The sequence below is a fragment of the Belnapia mucosa genome (assembly GCF_016775475.1).
GTDB lineage: Bacteria > Pseudomonadota > Alphaproteobacteria > Acetobacterales > Acetobacteraceae > Belnapia > Belnapia mucosa.
Genome location: NZ_JAEUXJ010000001.1, coordinates 729,655 through 746,058 on the forward strand (window position 1 = coordinate 729,655; position 16,404 = coordinate 746,058).

The window sequence follows — 16,404 nt, forward strand, 5'->3', positions numbered from 1 at the left end:
TGTCCCCTAATGGCTGAAGCGGCGGGTGCCGCCATCGACATGGATCACCTGGCCGGTGATGTAGCGGGCAAGCGGCGAGGCAAGGAAGACCGCCAGCACCGCCAGATCCTCAGGCTGGCCGATATAGCCGGCCGGCACCTCGCGTTCGGCCCAGGCGCGGCGGCTCTCCTCGGTCGGCATGACGCGGAGATCGATCTGCTCCGAGTGGATGCGACCGGGCGGGATGGAGTTCACCGTGATCCCGTCGCGGCCGAGCTGGCGGGAGAGCGCCTTGGCCCAGATATGGACGGCGCCATTCGGGGCATTGGCGGCGTTCACGTTGTGCGGCTCGTCCTGGCCGGTCAGGTTGATGATGCGGCCGAAGCCTTGGGCCTGCATGGCCGGGACCAGCGCATGAGCCAGCCGGCGGCCCGCATGGAAATTCAGCTCCATCGCTTCCTGCCAGACCTCCTCGGCGCCGAGCTCCCCGGGCGGCTGCGGCCGGCTGCCGCCGGCATTGTTGACCAGGATGTCGCAGCGGCCGAAGCGGCCCAGCACCGCATCGCGGATGCGCGGGGCGGCGGCCGGGTCGGTGATGTCCTCGGCGATGATCAGCGGCTCGGCACTGGTGGGCAATTCCGCGGCCAGGCTCTCCAGCAGGGGGCGGCGGCGGGCGAGGATGGCCATGCGGCAGCCCTCGGCCGCCAGCATGGAGGCGATGCAGCGGCCGAGCCCGGCAGAGGCGCCGGTGACGAGGGCGACCTTGCCGGCCAATTGCAGATCCATGATGCGACCCCCTGGCTGATCCGCCCCAGCCTGCGGCGCGGGCGGGCAAAAGAAAAGCCGCCCCGGCGGGACCGGGGCGGCTTCCTTCAGGACAGGGCGGGGAGGATCAGCCGCTGAGCGCGGCTTCCTTCCCCTTCCGCAGGTTGGGCAGCATCATCGCCAGCAGGGCGATGGCGCCGATCGCCAGCATGCTGGCGCTGATCGGCCGTTGCAGGAAGACCATCACGTCGCCGCGCGAGAGCAGCATGGCGCGGCGGAGGTGCTCCTCCATCATCGGGCCGAGCACGAAGCCGATCAGCAGCGGAGCCGGCTCCATCTTCAGCTTGTTGCACATATAGCCGAAGATCGCGAACAGAACCGTCATGTAGACGTCGAAGACGTTGTTGTTCAGCGAGTAGACGCCGATGCAGCAGAACACCAGGATCGACGGATAGAGGAACTTGTAGGGCACCTGCAGCAGCTTCACCCACATGCCGATCATCGGCAGGTTGATGACCAGCAGCATCACGTTGCCGATCCACATGGAGGCGATGAGGCCCCAGAACAGGTCCGGCTGCGCCTCCACCATGCGGGGGCCCGGCTGGATGCCCTGGATGATCAGCGCGCCGACCATCAGCGCCATCACGGCATTGGCCGGGATGCCGAGGGTGAGCAGCGGGATGAAGCTGGTCTGCGCCGCGGCGTTGTTGGCCGCTTCCGGCCCCGCCACGCCCTCGATCGCGCCCTGGCCGAACAAGTGCCGGCCCTTCGAGATCTTCCGCTCCATCATGTAAGCGCCGAAGGAGGCGAGGGAGGCGCCACCGCCCGGCAGGATGCCGAGCACCGAGCCGACCAGCGTGCCACGCAGCACCGAGGGCGTCGCCCGCTTCCACTCCTCCTTGGTGAGGAAGAGGCTGCCGACCTCGGTCTTCAGCACCTCGCGGGCTTCCGGCCGCTCGAGGTTCAGGATGATCTCGGCAATGCCGAACATGCCCATGGCGACCGAGACGAAGCCGATGCCGTCGGACAGTTCGGGGATGCCGAAGGTGAAGCGCTGCTGGCCGGTCTGCACATCGGTGCCGACCAGGCCGAGCGCCACGCCGAGCACCACCATGGCGACCGATTTCAGCACGGAGCCCTGTGCCAGCACCGCCGAGATGATCAGGCCGAGCAGCATCAGCGAGAAGTAGTCGGCCGGGCCGAAGGACAGCGCAATGCTGGTCAGCAGCGGGCCGGAGGCGGCGACGACGACCGTTGCGACCGTGCCGGCGAAGAAGGAGCCGAGGGCCGAGGTGGCGAGCGCCGCGCCGGCCCGGCCGTTGCGGGCCATCTTGTAGCCTTCGAGCGTGGTCACCACCGAGCTGATCTCGCCCGGCAGGTTCAGCAGGATGGCCGTGGTGGAGCCGCCATACTGCGCGCCGTAATAGATGCCGGCGAGCATGATGATGGCCGTTGTCGCCGGCTGGCCGAAGGTGATCGGCAGCAGCAGCGAGATGGTGGCGACCGGCCCGATGCCCGGCAACACGCCGATGGCGGTACCGATCAATGCGCCGATCAGCGCGAAGAGCAGGTTCTGCAGGCTGAACGCGACGGCGAAGCCGTGCGCCAGGTTGCCGATGAGGTCCATGGCAGGTGCGTTTCCCTATCCCGGCGTCGGGTCAGTATTGCATCGGCCAGACGGCCACGCGGATGTCGAGCTGCTTGATGAAGATCCACCAGCACAGCGCCAGCAGGAAGACCAGCAAACCCAGCACGCCCAGCGGCTGGCGCCGGTGCTGCGGTTCGGCCATGGCGGAGATGATGATGGTTGCGGTCAGGGCCAGCATCAGCCCGCCCTTTTCGAGCAGGAGGCCGAATATGCACATGGCGGCGCAGATGAAGCCGAGCAGCCGCCATCCCTTGGAGACGCAGATGACGAGGAAGCCGGCCAGCATCCCGAGCCCGATGGCGTTGTAGGTGCCAGTGAAGAACTCGCCGAACATCGGCGCGATCTGCCAGACAACCGTGCCGACCGCGACCGAGACGACAAGCATCCCGGCATCGATCCCGGTCCAGCGCTCCAGCGGATCCGGGCCATTAAACAGGCCGAGGACGAGGACGAGCGCGCCGAGGCCGAGCTGGATCCAGAATACCAGCATAGGCATGTAACCCGGTCCCATGCGACGCGCGGTACCGAGGGCGTGGTCCGCGTTCAGCCAGAGGCCGACTGCGGCAAGCAGGATAAGGAAGACGCCCGAGGCGACATCCTTGGCATTGATCTTCATGCGGCGCCCTTTCTCGGCTCCCGTCCGGCTACGGTTCGGACCGCAGCCTCTCCCAGTGGTAAGTCCCGCAACGACAACCCCACGGCGCGTCCCGGGTCAAGCCGGCACGCCGCGAAAACCTTGCGACCCGGCGCCCTAATCGACCTGCGCGCCGGAGGCGGCGACGATCGGCGCCCAGCGCGCCACCTCCGCCATAACGAATTCATTGTATGCTCCCGGCGACATCATCCGGACGGTGCCGCCCAGTTCGGCGAAGCGGGCAGCCGTCGCCGGCTCGGCCAGGACCGACGCCACCGCCATGGCCAACCGCTCCACGATGGCCGGCGGCAATCCGGCCGGGCCGGAAATGCCGAACCATGAGGTGCTGACGAGATCGATGCCCTGCTCGCGGAAGGTCGGCACCTCCGGGAAGGCCGGGTGCCGCTTCGTGGAGGACATAGCCACCGCGCGCACGCTGCCGGCGCGGATATGCCCGACGGCGGAGGGCAGGCTGTCCGACATCATCGGCACCACGCCGGCGATCACGTCCGTCATCGCCGGTCCGGCGCCGCGATAGGGGATGTGATGCACCCGCGCGCCGGTCGCCTCGGCGAATTGCACGATCAGGAGATGATTGGAGGAACCGGATCCGGAGGAGGCGATATCGATCCCCTCAGCCGTCCGGTGCGAGAGCTCCACGACCTGCGGCAAGCCTTCCGGCGCGAAGCGGGAATTGGCCGCGAAGACCGACGGATTCTCGACCACCAACGCCACATGGGTGAAGTCGCGCACCGCGTCGTAGCGCAGGCTGCGGTAGAGCGCGGGGGCGATTGCATGGCTGGCGATGTTCGACATCAGCAGCGTCAGCCCATCCGGCACCGCGGCCGCGACCTGGGCACTGGCAAGCGTCGCCCCGGCGCCCGGCCGGTTATCGACCAGGACGGGCTGGCCAAGCCGGGCCGCGAGCCCCGCCGCCACCAGCCGCGCGGTCAGATCCGTGGTGCCGCCCGGCGCATAGGGCACGACCAGGCGGATGGGCTGGGAAGGCCAGGATTGGGCGCGCGCAACCAGGGGCAGCGCCGCAAAGGCGGCACCGCCGGCGACCAGCGCGCGGCGCGGCAAGGTCCCGGACATTCTCCTCCCTCATCGGGTTGGGGGAGCGTATCGCACGCCGCGCCAAGCATGGGCAAGCCAGGGGGCGGAGCCGGAGCCCGGCGCGGCTTGCGGCCCGGCGGGTTTGCCCCGATCCTCCGGCCCCGCAGACTGCAGCAGGAAGCCGCGACCATGGCCGCATCGCCCCGCCACAACGACCCCGAGGCCCAGATCCGGGAGGCGACGGCGGCGATCGAGCCGAGGCTGGTCGAGATCCGGCGCGATATCCATGCCCATCCCGAACTCGCCTTCGAGGAGGTGCGGACCGCCGGCATCGTCGCCGCCGAGCTGGCGCGGATGGGGATCGCCCATCGCACCGGCATCGGCCGCACCGGCGTCGTCGGCGTGATCGAGGGCGGCCGGCCGGGCCCGACGCTCGCCATCCGCGCCGATATGGACGCGCTGCCGATCCATGAGATGACCGGCCTGCCCTTCGCCAGCACGGTGGACGGCAAGATGCATGCCTGCGGCCATGACATCCATACCACCACCCTGCTCGGCGCTGCCGAGGTGCTGAAGGACCTGGCGCCCCAGCTTGCCGGGCGCGTGGTCCTGGTCTTCCAGCCAGCCGAGGAGGCGCTGGGCGGCGCCGCCGCGATGGTGAAGGATGGTGTGCTGGAAGGCGTCGATATGGCGCTCGGCTTCCACAACCACCCCGATATGCCAGCCGGGCAGTTCGGCTACTGCCGCGGCTCGACCCTCGCCGCCGCCGACCGCTTCGACCTCGTCATCCAGGGCAAGTCGGGCCATGCGGCGCATCCGGACAAGGCAGTCGATCCGATCGTCGCCGCCGGCGCCTTCATCGCCCAGGCCCAGACCGTGGTGAGCCGTGAGCTCGACCCGCTGATGCCGGGCGTCGTCACCATCGGCATGATCCATGGCGGCACCGCACCCAACATCATCCCGGAGACGGTGGAGCTGCGCGGCACCATCCGCACCCTGCACCATGCGGCACGCGATACCGCCGAGGCGGCGATGCGCCGCCTGGCCGCAGGGCTGGAGGCGATGCACCGCGTGACCTGCACGCTGACCTATCGCCGCGGCGTGCCGCCGCTGGTCAATGCCGATAGCGTGCTCGATCCGGCCATCGCCGCGGTGCGCCGGCAATTCGGCGATGTCGTGGTGGAAGGCCGCCCCAGCATGGGCGCCGAGGATTTCGCCGAGTTTGCCGAGCGGGTGCCCGCCTTCCAGCTCCGCATCGGCAGCGGCGCGCCGGGCCGGCACGACCACCTGCACAACGACCACTACCAGCCGGATGAGCGCTGCATCGGCCTCGGCGTCCAGGCGCTCAGCCGCATCGCGCTGGACATGCTGGCGTGACAAATCGGATAGCCGAGCTGACGGCACCCGAGGTCGCGGCGAGGCTGGGGCAGGGGGCCTGCGCCATCCTGCCCATGGGCAGCCTCGAGACCCATGGCCCGCAGGCGCCGATGGGCGACTACCTGCTGGCCGAGGCGCTGGCCGACCGCATCGCGGCCGACGCGAATGCCCTGGTCCTCCCCGCCATCCCCTTCGGCGGCGAGGATTATTTCGGAATGGTCCCGGGCGGCATCGTCCTCACCCCCGGCCTGCTCCAGGCGGTGGTGGAGGAGGTCTGCGGCAACCTGATCCGCACCGGTTGCAGGCGCATCCTGATCCTCAACGGCCATGCCGGCTCGATCGGCCCGGTCGATGCCGCGGCCCGCAGTTTGCGGCGGCGCCATGGCCTGCTGGTCCCGGCCATGCATCTCTGGCGCATCGCCGGCGCGCTGCATGCCGAGCTCGGCGGCAGCCCCGAGAGCTTCGGCCATGGCGGCGACCCGGTCTGGTCCGTTGCCCTGCATCTCCGCCCCGATCTCTGCCATCCGGCGGAGGCGCGGGCGCGGCAGTCGGTGCCGTCGGTCCTCGGACTGCCGGTTGCCAATTTCGGCACCGTCCGAGCTGCGGGGGTCGAGGTCTCGGTGCCGATGGAGGTGGAGGAGGTGGCGCCTGGCGGCGTCGCCTGCGCCGATAGCCGCCCCGGCTCGGCCGAGCACGGCGCCCGTATCACCGCCCGACTGGTCGAGGCCGGGATCGCCACCATCGCCGCCTTGAAGGGGGCCGCCCCATGAAGATCTGCGTCTTCGGTGCCGGCGCCATCGGCGGCCATGTCGCCGCCCGCCTCGCCAAGGGCGGGGCCGAGGTCTCCGTCGTTGCCCGTGGTCCCAACCTCGCCGCCATCCAGGAGAGGGGCCTGACTGTCCATGCCCCGGACGGCACGCTGGAGTGCCGCCCGCGCGCCAGCGCCGATCCGGCAGAGCTCGGCCCGCAGGATGCGGTGATCGTCACCACCAAGGCGCCCTCCCTCCCGAGCGTCGCCGCCTCCATCGCGCCGATGCTGGGGCCGGAGACGCCGGTTGCCTTCGTCATGAACGGCATTCCCTGGTGGTACAATGACGGCACGGCACGGGACGGGCAGCCCCTGCCGGCGCTCGATCCGGGCGGGGCGCTCCGCCGTGCCATCGGCATCTCGCGCACCATCGGAGGCGTCGTCTATTCGGCCTGCGAGGTGACCGAGCCCGGCGTGGTCGAGGTCGAGACCAGCGATGCCCGGGTGATTCTCGGTGAGGTGGATGGCCGAATCACGCCGCGGATCCAGGCGCTTTCCGCCGCCATCGCCGCGGGCGGCATACCCTCCCCGGTGGTGCCGGATATTCGCCAGGCGGTCTGGCAGAAGCTCCTCGGCAATCTGGTCAATGGTCCGCTTTGCATCCTCGCCCGGTCCTGCATGCAGGACACGCTGCAAAGCCCCGAGACGCGCGAGGCTGCGATCCGCCTGTCGGAGGAGGTCGTCGCCATCTCCCGGGCCGAGGGCTGGCCCATTCCGGGCGATGCCCTGGCCGCCCGCGTCGCCCGCTCGGCGACGCTGCGGCACAAGCCCTCCATCCTGCAGGATCTCGAGGCCGGGCGGATGATGGAGGTGGAGGCGATGTTCCAGGCCCCGCTGCGCCTTGCGCGGGAGGCGGGCGTCCCGGTGCCGACCCTCTCCCTGATGGTCGCGCTGGCCACCCGCGCGGCGATGGCGGCCGGGCTCTATGCGGCGCCGGCGGAGGCGGCATGAGGATCTGCGTCTACGGGCCGGGCGCCATCGGCGGCCATCTGGCCGGGCGGCTGGCACAGGGCGGGGCGGAGGTCTCGGTCGTCGCCCGCGGCGCCCAGCTCGAGGCGATCCGGGGACGCGGCCTGACCGTGCGCCTGGCCGACCGCAGCATCGAATGCCGACCCCGCGCCGCCGCCGACCCCGCCGAGCTCGGCCCGCAGGATGCGGTGGTGGTTTGCACCAAGGTGCCGGCCCTGCCTGCGGTCGCCAGGGCCATCGGCCCGCTGCTCGGCCCGGAGACGCCGGTGGCCTTCGTCACCAACGGCATCCCCTGGTGGTATTTTGCCGGCCATGGCGGGCCCGAGGAGGGGCAGCGCGTGCCGGAGGTCGATCCCGCTGGGGTGGTCTGGGATGCCGTCGGCCCGGCGCGGGCGATCGGCGGCGTGGTCTATTCCGCCTGCTCCGTGCCGGAGCCGGGGGTGATCGAGGTCACCAGCAAGTCCAGCAAGCTGATCCTCGGCGAGCCGGATGGCAGCCGCAGCCCCCGCGCCATGGCGCTGGCGGGTGCCTTCAAGCAGGGCGGCCTGCCCTGCAGCGTCTCGCCCGATATCCGCACCGATGTCTGGGCCAAGCTGCTGAACAACCTCTCCAACGGCCCGATCTGCACCCTCACGCGCCGCAATATGCGGGAGACCTTCCGCGATCCCGTGATCCGCACCGCGGCGGTGGCGGTGGTGCGGGAAGGGCTGGCGATCGCCGCTGCCATGGGTCGCCCCATCCCCGGCACGGCCGAGGAGCGGATCGACCTCTCGGCCGACATCCCCCACAAACCTTCGATCCTTCAGGATCTGGAGGCGGGGCGGCCGATGGAGGTGGATGCGCTGTTCCAGGTGCCGCTGCGCCTGGCGCGGGAACGCGGCGTGCCGGCGCCCATGCTCGAACTGATCGTGGCGCTGGCGGCCCAGGCCGCCGAGGCGGCCGGCCTCTACCGGCGGGAAGGATAAGCGCATGGACTGCCTGATCGACCACATCGTCATCGATGTCCGCGACCGGCTGGCGGAGGGCGCCGATACTTGGCGCAGGCTCGGCTTCCAGCTCACGCCCATGGGCAAGCACAGCCTCGGCTCGGCCAATCACCTGATGATCCTGGGGCGGGACTATCTGGAGCTGCTCGGCACCGATGTGCCCGGCGGGGCGCTGCGGCCGGATATCGCCTCCTTCCCGGTCGGGCTGAACGGGCTGGTCTTCCGCGGTTATGAGTCGGAGGCGCTGGCGGCCGAACAGCAGGCGCGCGGCGTGCCGGTGCAGCCGGCGGTCGCCTTCCACCGCCCGGCTGACCTGCCCGATGGCAGCCGCCAGGATGCGAAATTTAAGACCGTGCGGCTCGACCGCTCCGCCGGCTTCGATGGCCGGATCTACTGGTGCGAGCATCTGACGCCGGAGCATGTCTGGCGCCCGGAATGGCAGGCCCATCCCAATGGCGCGCTCGGTGTCGCCCGAATTCTGCTCTCGGTGCGCGACCCGGAACGCCAGGCGGCGCTGTTCCGCCGCATGTTCGGGGCGGAGGCGGTGAGCGCCGGAGCCGATGGCCGCATGCTGCTGCAGGCGGGCGAGGCGGTGGTGGAGGCAGCGCCGCATGCCGCCGTCGCCGCCGAACTGGGCGCGGCGGCCCCCGACCCTGCCGGGCGCGGCGATTACATGGCGGTGCTCGGGCTCAAGGTCCGAGATCTGGCGGAAACCGGCTCGGCGCTGCGGATCAATGGCGTCGCCTTCGCAGAGGCACCCGGCCGGCTGCGCGTGCCGGCGACCGAGGCGATGAACACGACCGTCGACTTCATGGCATGAGGCCGCGGGGCAGGGCGGTCTGCCCCAGGACCCATCCCTCCCAGCGACGAATCCAGGGGTCGTCCGGGATATAGTCGGGGCGCGCGCCGTCCAGCACGGCGATCAGGCCGAGCAGACCGATGACCGAGTCGAACCGGTCTTCCCCAGCCGGATCGGCGCCGAAGCCGCCCTCGATAGCGGCGGCCAGGGCCGCATCCGGCGCCACCCGCCGCGCCGCCATCGCAGCGCGGAGTGCCGGGGCCAGCGCCCGGCGCGGCCCCTGGGCCCGCTTGCTGCCGGCGAGCTTCAATCCGCATTGCCGCAGCGCCTCGGCCGGATAGACCTCGGCCAGGACTGCCCGTCCAGGCGCCAGCAGCGCATGGAGCCTGCCCTCGAAGGGCCAGAGTCGGATCGGGGCAGCGGCCGCCAGCGCCGGCACCAGCCAATCCCGCCAGGCGGTGATCGCCGCCTTGCCGGACTGGTTGGCACCGAGGGTCCAGAAGACCGGCGCCCCGGCCGGCCGCTCCGCGGTAGCGCGGTCGCACCAGCGGGACAGCCCCTCCGCTCCGCCAAGGCCGAGCGCCGCCGCATGTGCCGCCCGGGTCATGCCCTTGATGCCACGCGCCGGGTAGAAGGGCCGGTCATGGGCGATGGTCTCGAGAGTCGCACTGACCTCGAAGAAGTCCGGGCAGGCGCCGAGGCCGCGGAGGAATTCAGGGAATCCGGCCTCCCTCCGCCCCGCTGCATAGGCCCGCGGCAGGCCGAGCGGCAGGTCCAGCCCGAGGGCCACCGGCAGCCCCGGCGCCAGCAGGCCCGGCAGCAGCGAGTCCAGCGGCCCGACCGGGCGGGGCGCCACCGCCTCCCAGCCTTCCGCATTCCGGATCGCCACCGATATCCACCGCTTGCGCGAATCCATGCTCCAATCGGCATGGGCGGCGACCAGGGGCAGGAGGGCGGAATGGGGAGCTATGGCACCGGGGCCAAATGGTTCCACTGGGTCACCGTGGTGCTGCTCGCGGTGGCGATGCCGGTCGGCTTCGTCATTCAGTTTCTGAAGGACGATGCGAAGACCGTCTTCTATGCCATTCATGAATCAGCCGGTTTGACGATCCTGCTCGTGGCTCTGGCCCGGCTGGCCTGGCGGCTGCGGCACCCGCCGCCGCCCCTGCCGGACCATGTCCCGCTTCTGTTGCAGCGGGTTGCGGCCGGGGTTCATCACACACTGTACGTGCTGCTGATCCTGCAGCCCATTCTCGGCTTCGTCGCCACCAATGCCTGGGGCTTTCCCATGCGCGGGGATACCGCCTATCTCGGCCTCATCGAGCTGCCGAAGTTCATGGAGACGAACGAGGCCCTGGCCGGGGCGGTGCAGACCGCCCACAACTGGGTCGCCTTCGCGCTCCTCGCCCTGCTGGTGCTGCATATCGGCGGGGTGATCTTCCACCAGGCCATCCGCCGCGACGGCACGCTGCTGCGGATGGTCTGAGTGGCAGCGCTATAGCGGTTTCTGAGCTCGTTCCAGCAAACGGCTGAAAAAGCCGGCTTTCTTCGTCGGCGCGGCAGTCACCGAGGCCTTCGCCGTCCCGGCGCGGTCCGCCTCGGCTTCCTTCTCCTTCTGCGCCAGCCAACGCTCCAGCGTCATGCCTGCCTTGGCCGCCCGCTTCGCCTCATAGGCGCGCTGGCCTTCCGTCATCTTCCGTAAGTCCACAGCCTGCTCCCGCACCGGCCCCATCCGGCGGAGATGTGGCGGAGCCTGGGCGGCAGGGCAAGCGGGGGCTTGCCGAGGTCGGGCCTCTGGCCACCTATGCGCAGCATGGAAGCGCGCGTGAAGGCCGGAATCTGGGTTTCGATGGCACTCCGCCTCGCCGATATCGGCGGGCGCAGCGGCGCGGTGCTGCGCAAGGGCGACCCGGATTCGGGCGGCATCCTCTGCGTGCTGCGGGGGCGGGAGGGGATGGTGGTGCTCAGCCAGGTGCGGGATGCCGAGGGGCGCGCCGCCTGGATACGAGGCACCGGTCCCGCGCCGGTTGAGGAAACCGTGGCGGATGCCTATGTGGAGCGCCAAGTGAAGCGCGACCCCGACCTTTGGGTGGTGGAATTCGAGGCCCCCGATCTGCAGCCGCCTTTCGAAGGTCGGCTGATCTGAAGTGGAAGGGCGGCCGCCGATTCGAAACAAAGTCGCAATAAAGTGTACGGCCTGATGCGCGACTAAGGCCAGGAATTTTCGCTTTCTGGTTTCATTCCCTGCTGGTCTAGCATTTCATGCTGGACGAGCGATGACTGTTAACACCCTGCCGGAGGTCCAATGGCGACGCCTCGACCCATTCTGATCGTCGAAGACGATGCCGCCCTGCGTGCGACGCTGGCCGAGCAGCTCGCCCTCGACGGCGACTTCACCGCCGACGAGGCGGAAAGTGCGAAGGAGGCCGAGGAGAAGCTCGCCAGCGCCGACGCGCGCTACGACGCCATCCTGCTCGATATCGGCCTGCCCGATGCTGATGGCCGCGACTTCTGCGCCAAGCTGCGGCGCGACGGGCGGCGCATGCCGGTCATCATGCTGACCGGCCAGGATGCCGAGCAGGATGTGGTCCGCGGCCTCGACTCCGGCGCCAACGACTATATCGCCAAGCCCTTCCGCCTGCCCGAGCTGCTGGCCCGGGTCCGGGCGCAGCTGCGGGTCTTCGACAACTCCGAGGACGCGGTCTTCACTATTGGACCCTACATGTTCCGTCCCAGCGCCAAGCTGCTGCTGGAGCCGGCGCGGAACCGCAAGATCCGCCTGACCGACAAGGAAAGCGCGATCCTGAAGTTCCTCTACCGGGCCGGCGGCAAGCCGGTGCCGCGCCAGGTGCTGCTGAACGAGGTCTGGGGCTACAACAGCGCCGTCACCACCCACACCCTCGAGACGCATGTCTACCGCCTGCGCCAGAAGATCGAGCCGGATCCGACCCATACCCGGCTGCTGCTGACCGAGGCAGGCGGCTACAAGCTCGATCCGGTCGCCGGCAGCGCGGCCTGATTTAGCGGTCGGTCAGGCGCAGTTCGATCCGCCGGTTGCGCGCCAGCGCTTCCGGCGAATCGCCTTGATCGATCGGCTGGTTGTCGCCGAAGGCGGTGGCAGCCACCCGGTTTGGCGGTAGACCCTCGGCCATCAGCAGTTGCGAAACTGCGATCGCCCGGGCCGCCGACAACTCCCAATTCGTCGCATAGCGCGGGCTGCGGATCGGGGTGCGGTCGGCATGGCCGTCCACCCGTAGCAGCCAGTTCACATCGGCCGGGATGCGGGCGGCGATGTCCTGGAGGATGCGGGCGATCTGCCGGATCTGCTGCTGCCCGGCCGCTGAGAGATCGGCGCTGCCGGGCGGGAACAGCACCTCCGACTGGAAGACGAAGCGGTCACCGACGATCCGCACCTCCGACCGGTCGCCCAGCACATCGCGCAGCCGGCCGAAGAAGTCGCTGCGATAACGCTGCAGCTCTTCGACGCGCGCCGCCAGCGCCGCGTTCAGCCGGGTGCCGAGGGCGCTGATCTGCGTATCCTTGTCGCGACTCGAGGTCTCCGAGGCATCCAGCGCCGCGGCAAGGCGGGCCAACTGGTTCCGCAACTCCTCGATCTGCCGGCCGAGCAGGGCGACCTGGGCCCGAGCGCTCTCGGCCAGCCGGGTCTGTTCGCCCGCATTGCGTTCGGCGGCGGCGCGGCGTTCGGCCTCGCTGCCGGCCGCGGCCTCGGCTGTCTGGCGGCGTCTTGCTTCCTCACCGGCCAGGGTCTCGGCGGCCTGCCGCCGTGCGGCTTCGGCAGCGGCGGCGCGCTCCGCGGCAGCCCGGCGCTCGGCTTCGCTCCCGGCGGTGGTCTCGGCTGTCGTCCGGCGCCGTGCCTCGTCGCCGGCGCGCTGCGCCGCCTCCTGCGCTTGCCGCTCCAGCTGGTCGCGCAGCGCCGTCAGCGCGCGGACCTGCTCGGACAGCCGCGCCACATCGGAGAGCCGCGCCTCGATCGTCGCCCGATCCGCCTGCACCTGGCGGTCGAGCGCTGCCATCGCTGCCTGCATCGCCTCGCGCTGGCGCTGCGCCTCGGCCAGCGCCGCCTGCGCCTCGCGCAGCTGCTGGGAGAGACCCGCCAGCTCCCGCCGTGCCGTCTCCACCGCGCCACGCGATTCGCCGAGTTGGCGGTCGAGATCGCCGGCCCGCGCCTCGGCCTGTTGCCGGGCGGTGCGCTCGGCGGTGAGGGCCCGGTTCGTCTCGGTCAGCCGGCGGACGGTCTGCACCGCATCGCCGCCTGTGGCCTCGGCCCGTCGCAGCGCCTCGGCCAGCTGCGTCTCCAGCGCAGCAATGCGTTCCGGCGCGCCGCGATGGGTCAGTTCCAGATCGGTCAGCCGGGCGGTGAGCTGGTCGCGCTCGCCGCGCGCCGCATCGCGCTCACCGGAAAGCCGGTCGCGCTCCTCGCGGATCTCGCGGAGCTGGGTGAAGAGCGCATCCCGTGCCGCGGCGGCGCCACGCAACTCCTCGGCTGTGCGGGCGAGGCTGCTGCGGAGTTCCGTGGTCTGGCCGCGCTCCAGCGAGAGCAGCTCGGCCAGTTCCGCGACCTGGCGGTTCAGCCGGTCCAGCGCCCGGTCACGCGAGGAGAGGGCGACCGAGAGGAATCCCTGCGCCAGCACGAAAACCAGCAGCACGAAGATGATGACCATCAGCAGCGTGGAGAGCGCATCCACATAGCCGGGCCAGGCATCGAGCCCGCCGCCACCCCGCGCCCGGCGCCGGCCGCCCATGCCCGCCATGGCTCAGCCCGCCGCCATCATCGGGGGGCACCTTCGGCGAGGGAGGCGATCATCCGCGCCACGAGTTTGATTTCGCTGCGGATCTCGCTGGTCGCCTGGGCCCGGCCCTGGGCCACCTCCTCGACCAGCCGGGCGAGATACATCTCGGCATTGCGGAGATGGCCGCGGACAGCCTCGTCCTCTCCGCCCTGCGCCTCGGCCAGCCGCGCCAGGGCCGGGCCGAGCTGGGCCTGCTGCTCGGCGACGCGCAGCATCAGCGCCTGCCCGCTTCGCATCTGGTCCGACAGGGCGGTCAGCCGCTCGGTCAGGGTCAGCAGGGCATGGCCGGTCTGCGCCCGGCCTTCCTCGCCGCGGGCTAGGATGCGCTGAAGGCCTTCGAGGTTCTCCGCCGTCTGCTCCAGCAGGGCCTGGACATAGGCGGGGATCGGCGCGCCCTCGCCGCCGGCATCGCCGAGCACGCCGGAGGAGAGGCGGGTCAGGCCGGCCAGCCATTCCTCCAGCTCGTTATAGAAGCGGTTCTGCGCCTGCCCGGCCGTGAGGTCGAGAAAGCCCAGCACCAGCGCCCCGGCCAGGCCGAGCATCGAGGAGGAGAAGGCCGTGCCCATGCCCCGCAGCGGCTGGGCCAGCCCCGTCTTCAGCTGGTTGAAGAGCTGGTTGAGATCGCCCGACCCGACCGACATTCCCCCGATCACCTCGGAGACCGAGCCGATGGTCAGCAGCAGGCCCCAGAAGGTGCCGAGCAGGCCGAGGAAGATCAGCAGCCCGGTCATGTAGCGCGACAGCTCCCGCGACTCGTCGAGGCGGGAGGCGATGCCGTCCAGCACGCTCCGCATCGCCGGCGCCGAGAGCGAGAGCCGGTCGGAGCGCCGGGCGGAGAACATGCTGGCCATCGGGCCCAGCAGCCGCGGCGCCGGCTGGGCCGGAGCGCCGAGCCGGGGCGCGCGGAAATTCTCGAGCCAGGCGACCTCCGGCCGCAGGGTCAGCACCTGCCGCAGGTTCCACACCACGCCGATCAGCAGCACGCCGAGGATGAGCCCGTTCAGCAGCGGGTTGGAGCCGAAGGCGCCAGCGAGCTGCGGTGCCAGCAGCACGCCGACCGCGAGGACGATCGCCAGGAAGCCGAGCATGCGCCAGAGATAGCGGAGCGGGGGGGTCATCGTTTGGCCTCCGCCAGGGGCGGCTGGACGTCCACCGCATCCACCGCATCGGCGGTGCGGCCCATGGGGCGGATATCAATTCGGGTCGGCGGCAGGCCGCCGGCGGCAAGCGCCTCCTTCACCGCGATGGCGCGGGCAAGGCTGAGCCGGCGGGCGGAGGAGATATCCGCCACGGGGCCCGAGGCCTGGGCCACCAGCGTCACCCGGCCAGCGGGCAGGGCGGCGAGCCGGCGGCCGAGCTCGGCCAGGGCGGGGCTGGTCGCGGGCGGCACCGCTTCCGCGCCATTCGGGAAGCGGAGGCGAAGGCTGCCATCCGGACGCGCCTCCATCCCCTCCGGCAGGCCCGGAAGGGCGGGCGGCAGGGCCAGGCGGGCAGGTGGGGCGGAGCGGGCATTGAGGTCGGCCGGGTCCGGCGGTGTCGCGGCGGGCGGCGCGGGCATGGCATCGTCCTCGGCCGGGCCGGGTTGGGCCGCGGCCGGCAGCGCCAGGGCGGCCAGCAAAAGGAAGGCAATGGGGCGCAGCGTCACACCGGCCAAACTAGGCCAGGGTCACGGGCGCGTCCATTGCGCCCGCTTCACGACGACTGGCGGTTGCGGCTGGCCTCGGCGGCGGCGATGCCTTCGGCGACCACGTCGCGCAGCTTGCCCTGCAGGGCCTGGTTGCCGGCGACGACATTGCCCGAAGGGTAGGGCTCGCCACCCTCGGGATCGGTGGCGAAGCCCCCGGCTTCCCGCACCATGATCAGCCCGGCGGCCATGTCCCAGGGCTTCAGCCCCAGCTCCCAGAAGCCGTCATAGCGGCCGGCGGCCACCCAGGCGAGGTCGAGCGCCGCGGCGCCGAAGCGGCGAATGCCCGCCACCTGCGGCATCAGCCGGGCAAGGGTATGGCTGAACTCGGCCCGGCGCGGCGCGGCGGCGAAGGGGATGCCGGTGGCAAACAGCGCATCCCGGAACTCCTTCCGGCCCGAGACCCGCAGCCGCCGGTCGTTCAGGAAGGCGCCCATGCCGCGCTCCGCCCAGAACAACTCATTGGCGGCCGGGTTGTAGACCACGCCGGCGACGATCTCGGAGCGGTTGGCGTCCACCCGCCGCTCGATCCCGACGCTGATCGCCCAATGCGGAATGCCGTGCAGGAAGTTCGAGGTGCCGTCGAGCGGATCGACCACCCAGCGCCATTCCCAATCCTCGGCACCATGGGCGCCGCTTTCCTCCATCAGGAAGGCGAAATTGGGCCGTGCCCGGCCGAGATCCTGCCGCAGCGTCTCCTCGGCGCGGAGATCGGCCTGGGAGACGAAATCCCCGGGCCCCTTGGACGAGACCTGAAGCTGCTCGACCTCGGCGAAGTCGCGCAGCAACCGGCGCCCGGCCTTCTGCACGGCCGAGACGACGACATTGAGGGCCGGCGAGAGCCGGGCGGAGGAGGGGGCCAATGCTCGGTCCTTGCCTTGGGGGAGG

The 16,404-nt window shown here is 70.8% G+C and carries 18 protein-coding genes; 8 read left to right on the forward strand and 10 right to left on the reverse strand.

Annotation, left to right across the window (positions count from 1 at the left end):
• Nucleotides 1–6: 6 nt before the first annotated feature.
• The 4 genes from JMJ55_RS03540 to JMJ55_RS03555 all read right to left on the reverse strand — a co-directional run bounded on the left by JMJ55_RS03540 (nt 7) and on the right by JMJ55_RS03555 (nt 4,121).
• Nucleotides 7–765, reverse strand: a complete 759-nt coding sequence (locus JMJ55_RS03540) for an SDR family NAD(P)-dependent oxidoreductase (RefSeq protein ID WP_202824090.1) — start codon at nt 763–765, stop codon at nt 7–9.
• Nucleotides 766–871: 106 nt separating this feature from the next.
• Entirely contained in the window at nt 872–2,371 is a 1,500-nt protein-coding gene (locus JMJ55_RS03545; protein WP_202824091.1) for a tripartite tricarboxylate transporter permease, read from the reverse strand.
• A gap of 31 nt (nt 2,372–2,402) precedes the next feature.
• On the reverse strand, nt 2,403–3,008 hold the full coding sequence (locus JMJ55_RS03550) for a hypothetical protein (protein ID WP_202824092.1): 606 nt from the start codon (nt 3,006–3,008) through the stop codon (nt 2,403–2,405).
• Nucleotides 3,009–3,143: 135 nt separating this feature from the next.
• Nucleotides 3,144–4,121 (reverse strand): Bug family tripartite tricarboxylate transporter substrate binding protein, encoded by a 978-nt coding sequence (locus JMJ55_RS03555; RefSeq protein ID WP_202824093.1) that lies wholly within the window; start codon nt 4,119–4,121, stop codon nt 3,144–3,146.
• 150 nt (nt 4,122–4,271) lie between these two features.
• Here JMJ55_RS03555 and JMJ55_RS03560 point away from each other — a divergent pair, with 150 nt between their 5' ends.
• From JMJ55_RS03560 to JMJ55_RS03580, 5 genes are read left to right on the forward strand one after another with little or no spacing between them, the layout of a single operon-like run.
• The gene (locus JMJ55_RS03560; RefSeq protein ID WP_202824094.1) at nt 4,272–5,459 is read left to right on the forward strand and encodes a M20 metallopeptidase family protein; all 1,188 of its coding nucleotides are present in this window, start codon (nt 4,272–4,274) and stop codon (nt 5,457–5,459) included.
• Entirely contained in the window at nt 5,456–6,229 is a 774-nt protein-coding gene (locus JMJ55_RS03565; RefSeq protein ID WP_202824095.1) for a creatininase family protein, read from the forward strand. Before JMJ55_RS03560 ends, JMJ55_RS03565 begins: the two co-directional genes overlap by 4 nt.
• Nucleotides 6,226–7,218, forward strand: a complete 993-nt coding sequence (locus JMJ55_RS03570) for a ketopantoate reductase family protein (RefSeq protein ID WP_202824096.1) — start codon at nt 6,226–6,228, stop codon at nt 7,216–7,218. Before JMJ55_RS03565 ends, JMJ55_RS03570 begins: the two co-directional genes overlap by 4 nt.
• A complete protein-coding gene (locus JMJ55_RS03575; RefSeq protein ID WP_202824097.1) occupies nt 7,215–8,201 on the forward strand; it encodes a ketopantoate reductase family protein in 987 nt (328 codons plus the stop codon). Before JMJ55_RS03570 ends, JMJ55_RS03575 begins: the two co-directional genes overlap by 4 nt.
• A 4-nt stretch (nt 8,202–8,205) precedes the next feature.
• Entirely contained in the window at nt 8,206–9,042 is an 837-nt protein-coding gene (locus tag JMJ55_RS03580; RefSeq protein WP_202824098.1) for a VOC family protein, read from the forward strand.
• Here the strand turns inward: JMJ55_RS03580 and JMJ55_RS03585 are convergent.
• The gene (locus JMJ55_RS03585; protein WP_328702563.1) at nt 9,032–9,910 is read right to left on the reverse strand and encodes a hypothetical protein; all 879 of its coding nucleotides are present in this window, start codon (nt 9,908–9,910) and stop codon (nt 9,032–9,034) included. The genes JMJ55_RS03580 and JMJ55_RS03585 overlap by 11 nt on opposite strands.
• 69 nt (nt 9,911–9,979) lie before the next feature.
• Between JMJ55_RS03585 and JMJ55_RS03590 the strand changes: the two genes are divergently transcribed.
• Nucleotides 9,980–10,507 carry a cytochrome b gene (locus tag JMJ55_RS03590; protein WP_202824099.1) on the forward strand — a complete coding sequence of 176 codons (528 nt, stop codon included), beginning with the start codon at nt 9,980–9,982 and terminating at the stop codon, nt 10,505–10,507.
• A 9-nt stretch (nt 10,508–10,516) separates the two neighbouring features.
• Here JMJ55_RS03590 and JMJ55_RS03595 read toward each other — a convergent pair whose 3' ends face one another.
• Nucleotides 10,517–10,714: a hypothetical protein gene (locus tag JMJ55_RS03595; protein WP_202824100.1), complete on the reverse strand. Its 198-nt coding sequence runs from the start codon at nt 10,712–10,714 to the stop codon at nt 10,517–10,519.
• Between the two features lie 120 nt (nt 10,715–10,834).
• Here JMJ55_RS03595 and JMJ55_RS03600 point away from each other — a divergent pair, with 120 nt between their 5' ends.
• A complete protein-coding gene (locus JMJ55_RS03600) occupies nt 10,835–11,167 on the forward strand; it encodes a DUF1491 family protein (protein WP_202824101.1) in 333 nt (110 codons plus the stop codon).
• Nucleotides 11,168–11,326: 159 nt separating this feature from the next.
• Nucleotides 11,327–12,040 (forward strand): response regulator transcription factor, encoded by a 714-nt coding sequence (locus JMJ55_RS03605; RefSeq protein ID WP_202824102.1) that lies wholly within the window; start codon nt 11,327–11,329, stop codon nt 12,038–12,040.
• Between the two features lies 1 nt (nt 12,041).
• Here JMJ55_RS03605 and JMJ55_RS03610 read toward each other — a convergent pair whose 3' ends face one another.
• Genes JMJ55_RS03610 through JMJ55_RS03625 form a run of 4 tightly spaced genes read right to left on the reverse strand, consistent with a single transcriptional unit; the run spans nt 12,042 to nt 16,379 of the window.
• Complete coding sequence (locus tag JMJ55_RS03610; RefSeq protein WP_236033340.1) at nt 12,042–13,793, reverse strand: peptidoglycan -binding protein; 1,752 nt, start codon at nt 13,791–13,793, stop codon at nt 12,042–12,044.
• Between the two features lie 17 nt (nt 13,794–13,810).
• The gene (locus JMJ55_RS03615) at nt 13,811–14,950 is read right to left on the reverse strand and encodes a flagellar motor protein MotA (RefSeq protein WP_202824103.1); all 1,140 of its coding nucleotides are present in this window, start codon (nt 14,948–14,950) and stop codon (nt 13,811–13,813) included.
• The gene (locus tag JMJ55_RS03620) at nt 14,947–15,477 is read right to left on the reverse strand and encodes an OmpA family protein (RefSeq protein ID WP_236033341.1); all 531 of its coding nucleotides are present in this window, start codon (nt 15,475–15,477) and stop codon (nt 14,947–14,949) included. Before JMJ55_RS03620 ends, JMJ55_RS03615 begins: the two co-directional genes overlap by 4 nt.
• A 47-nt stretch (nt 15,478–15,524) precedes the next feature.
• The gene (locus JMJ55_RS03625; RefSeq protein WP_202824105.1) at nt 15,525–16,379 is read right to left on the reverse strand and encodes an inositol monophosphatase family protein; all 855 of its coding nucleotides are present in this window, start codon (nt 16,377–16,379) and stop codon (nt 15,525–15,527) included.
• Nucleotides 16,380–16,404 lie beyond the last annotated feature (25 nt).

What these genes read in the sequence shown, in the direction of transcription:
- JMJ55_RS03545 (WP_202824091.1), bottom strand. Translation starts at nt 2,371, where the DNA reads ATGGACCTCATCGGCAACCTGGCGCACGGCTTCGCCGTCGCGTTCAGC.
- JMJ55_RS03555 (WP_202824093.1), bottom strand. Translation starts at nt 4,121, where the DNA reads ATGTCCGGGACCTTGCCGCGCCGCGCGCTGGTCGCCGGCGGTGCCGCC.
- JMJ55_RS03560 (WP_202824094.1), top strand. Translation starts at nt 4,272, where the DNA reads ATGGCCGCATCGCCCCGCCACAACGACCCCGAGGCCCAGATCCGGGAG.
- JMJ55_RS03580 (WP_202824098.1), top strand. Translation starts at nt 8,206, where the DNA reads ATGGACTGCCTGATCGACCACATCGTCATCGATGTCCGCGACCGGCTG.
- JMJ55_RS03595 (WP_202824100.1), bottom strand. Translation starts at nt 10,714, where the DNA reads ATGACGGAAGGCCAGCGCGCCTATGAGGCGAAGCGGGCGGCCAAGGCA.
- JMJ55_RS03575 (WP_202824097.1), top strand. Translation starts at nt 7,215, where the DNA reads ATGAGGATCTGCGTCTACGGGCCGGGCGCCATCGGCGGCCATCTGGCC.
- JMJ55_RS03605 (WP_202824102.1), top strand. Translation starts at nt 11,327, where the DNA reads ATGGCGACGCCTCGACCCATTCTGATCGTCGAAGACGATGCCGCCCTG.
- JMJ55_RS03600 (WP_202824101.1), top strand. Translation starts at nt 10,835, where the DNA reads ATGGAAGCGCGCGTGAAGGCCGGAATCTGGGTTTCGATGGCACTCCGC.
- JMJ55_RS03540 (WP_202824090.1), bottom strand. Translation starts at nt 765, where the DNA reads ATGGATCTGCAATTGGCCGGCAAGGTCGCCCTCGTCACCGGCGCCTCT.
- JMJ55_RS03610 (WP_236033340.1), bottom strand. Translation starts at nt 13,793, where the DNA reads ATGGCGGGCATGGGCGGCCGGCGCCGGGCGCGGGGTGGCGGCGGGCTC.
- JMJ55_RS03615 (WP_202824103.1), bottom strand. Translation starts at nt 14,950, where the DNA reads ATGACCCCCCCGCTCCGCTATCTCTGGCGCATGCTCGGCTTCCTGGCG.
- JMJ55_RS03590 (WP_202824099.1), top strand. Translation starts at nt 9,980, where the DNA reads ATGGGGAGCTATGGCACCGGGGCCAAATGGTTCCACTGGGTCACCGTG.
- JMJ55_RS03570 (WP_202824096.1), top strand. Translation starts at nt 6,226, where the DNA reads ATGAAGATCTGCGTCTTCGGTGCCGGCGCCATCGGCGGCCATGTCGCC.
- JMJ55_RS03550 (WP_202824092.1), bottom strand. Translation starts at nt 3,008, where the DNA reads ATGAAGATCAATGCCAAGGATGTCGCCTCGGGCGTCTTCCTTATCCTG.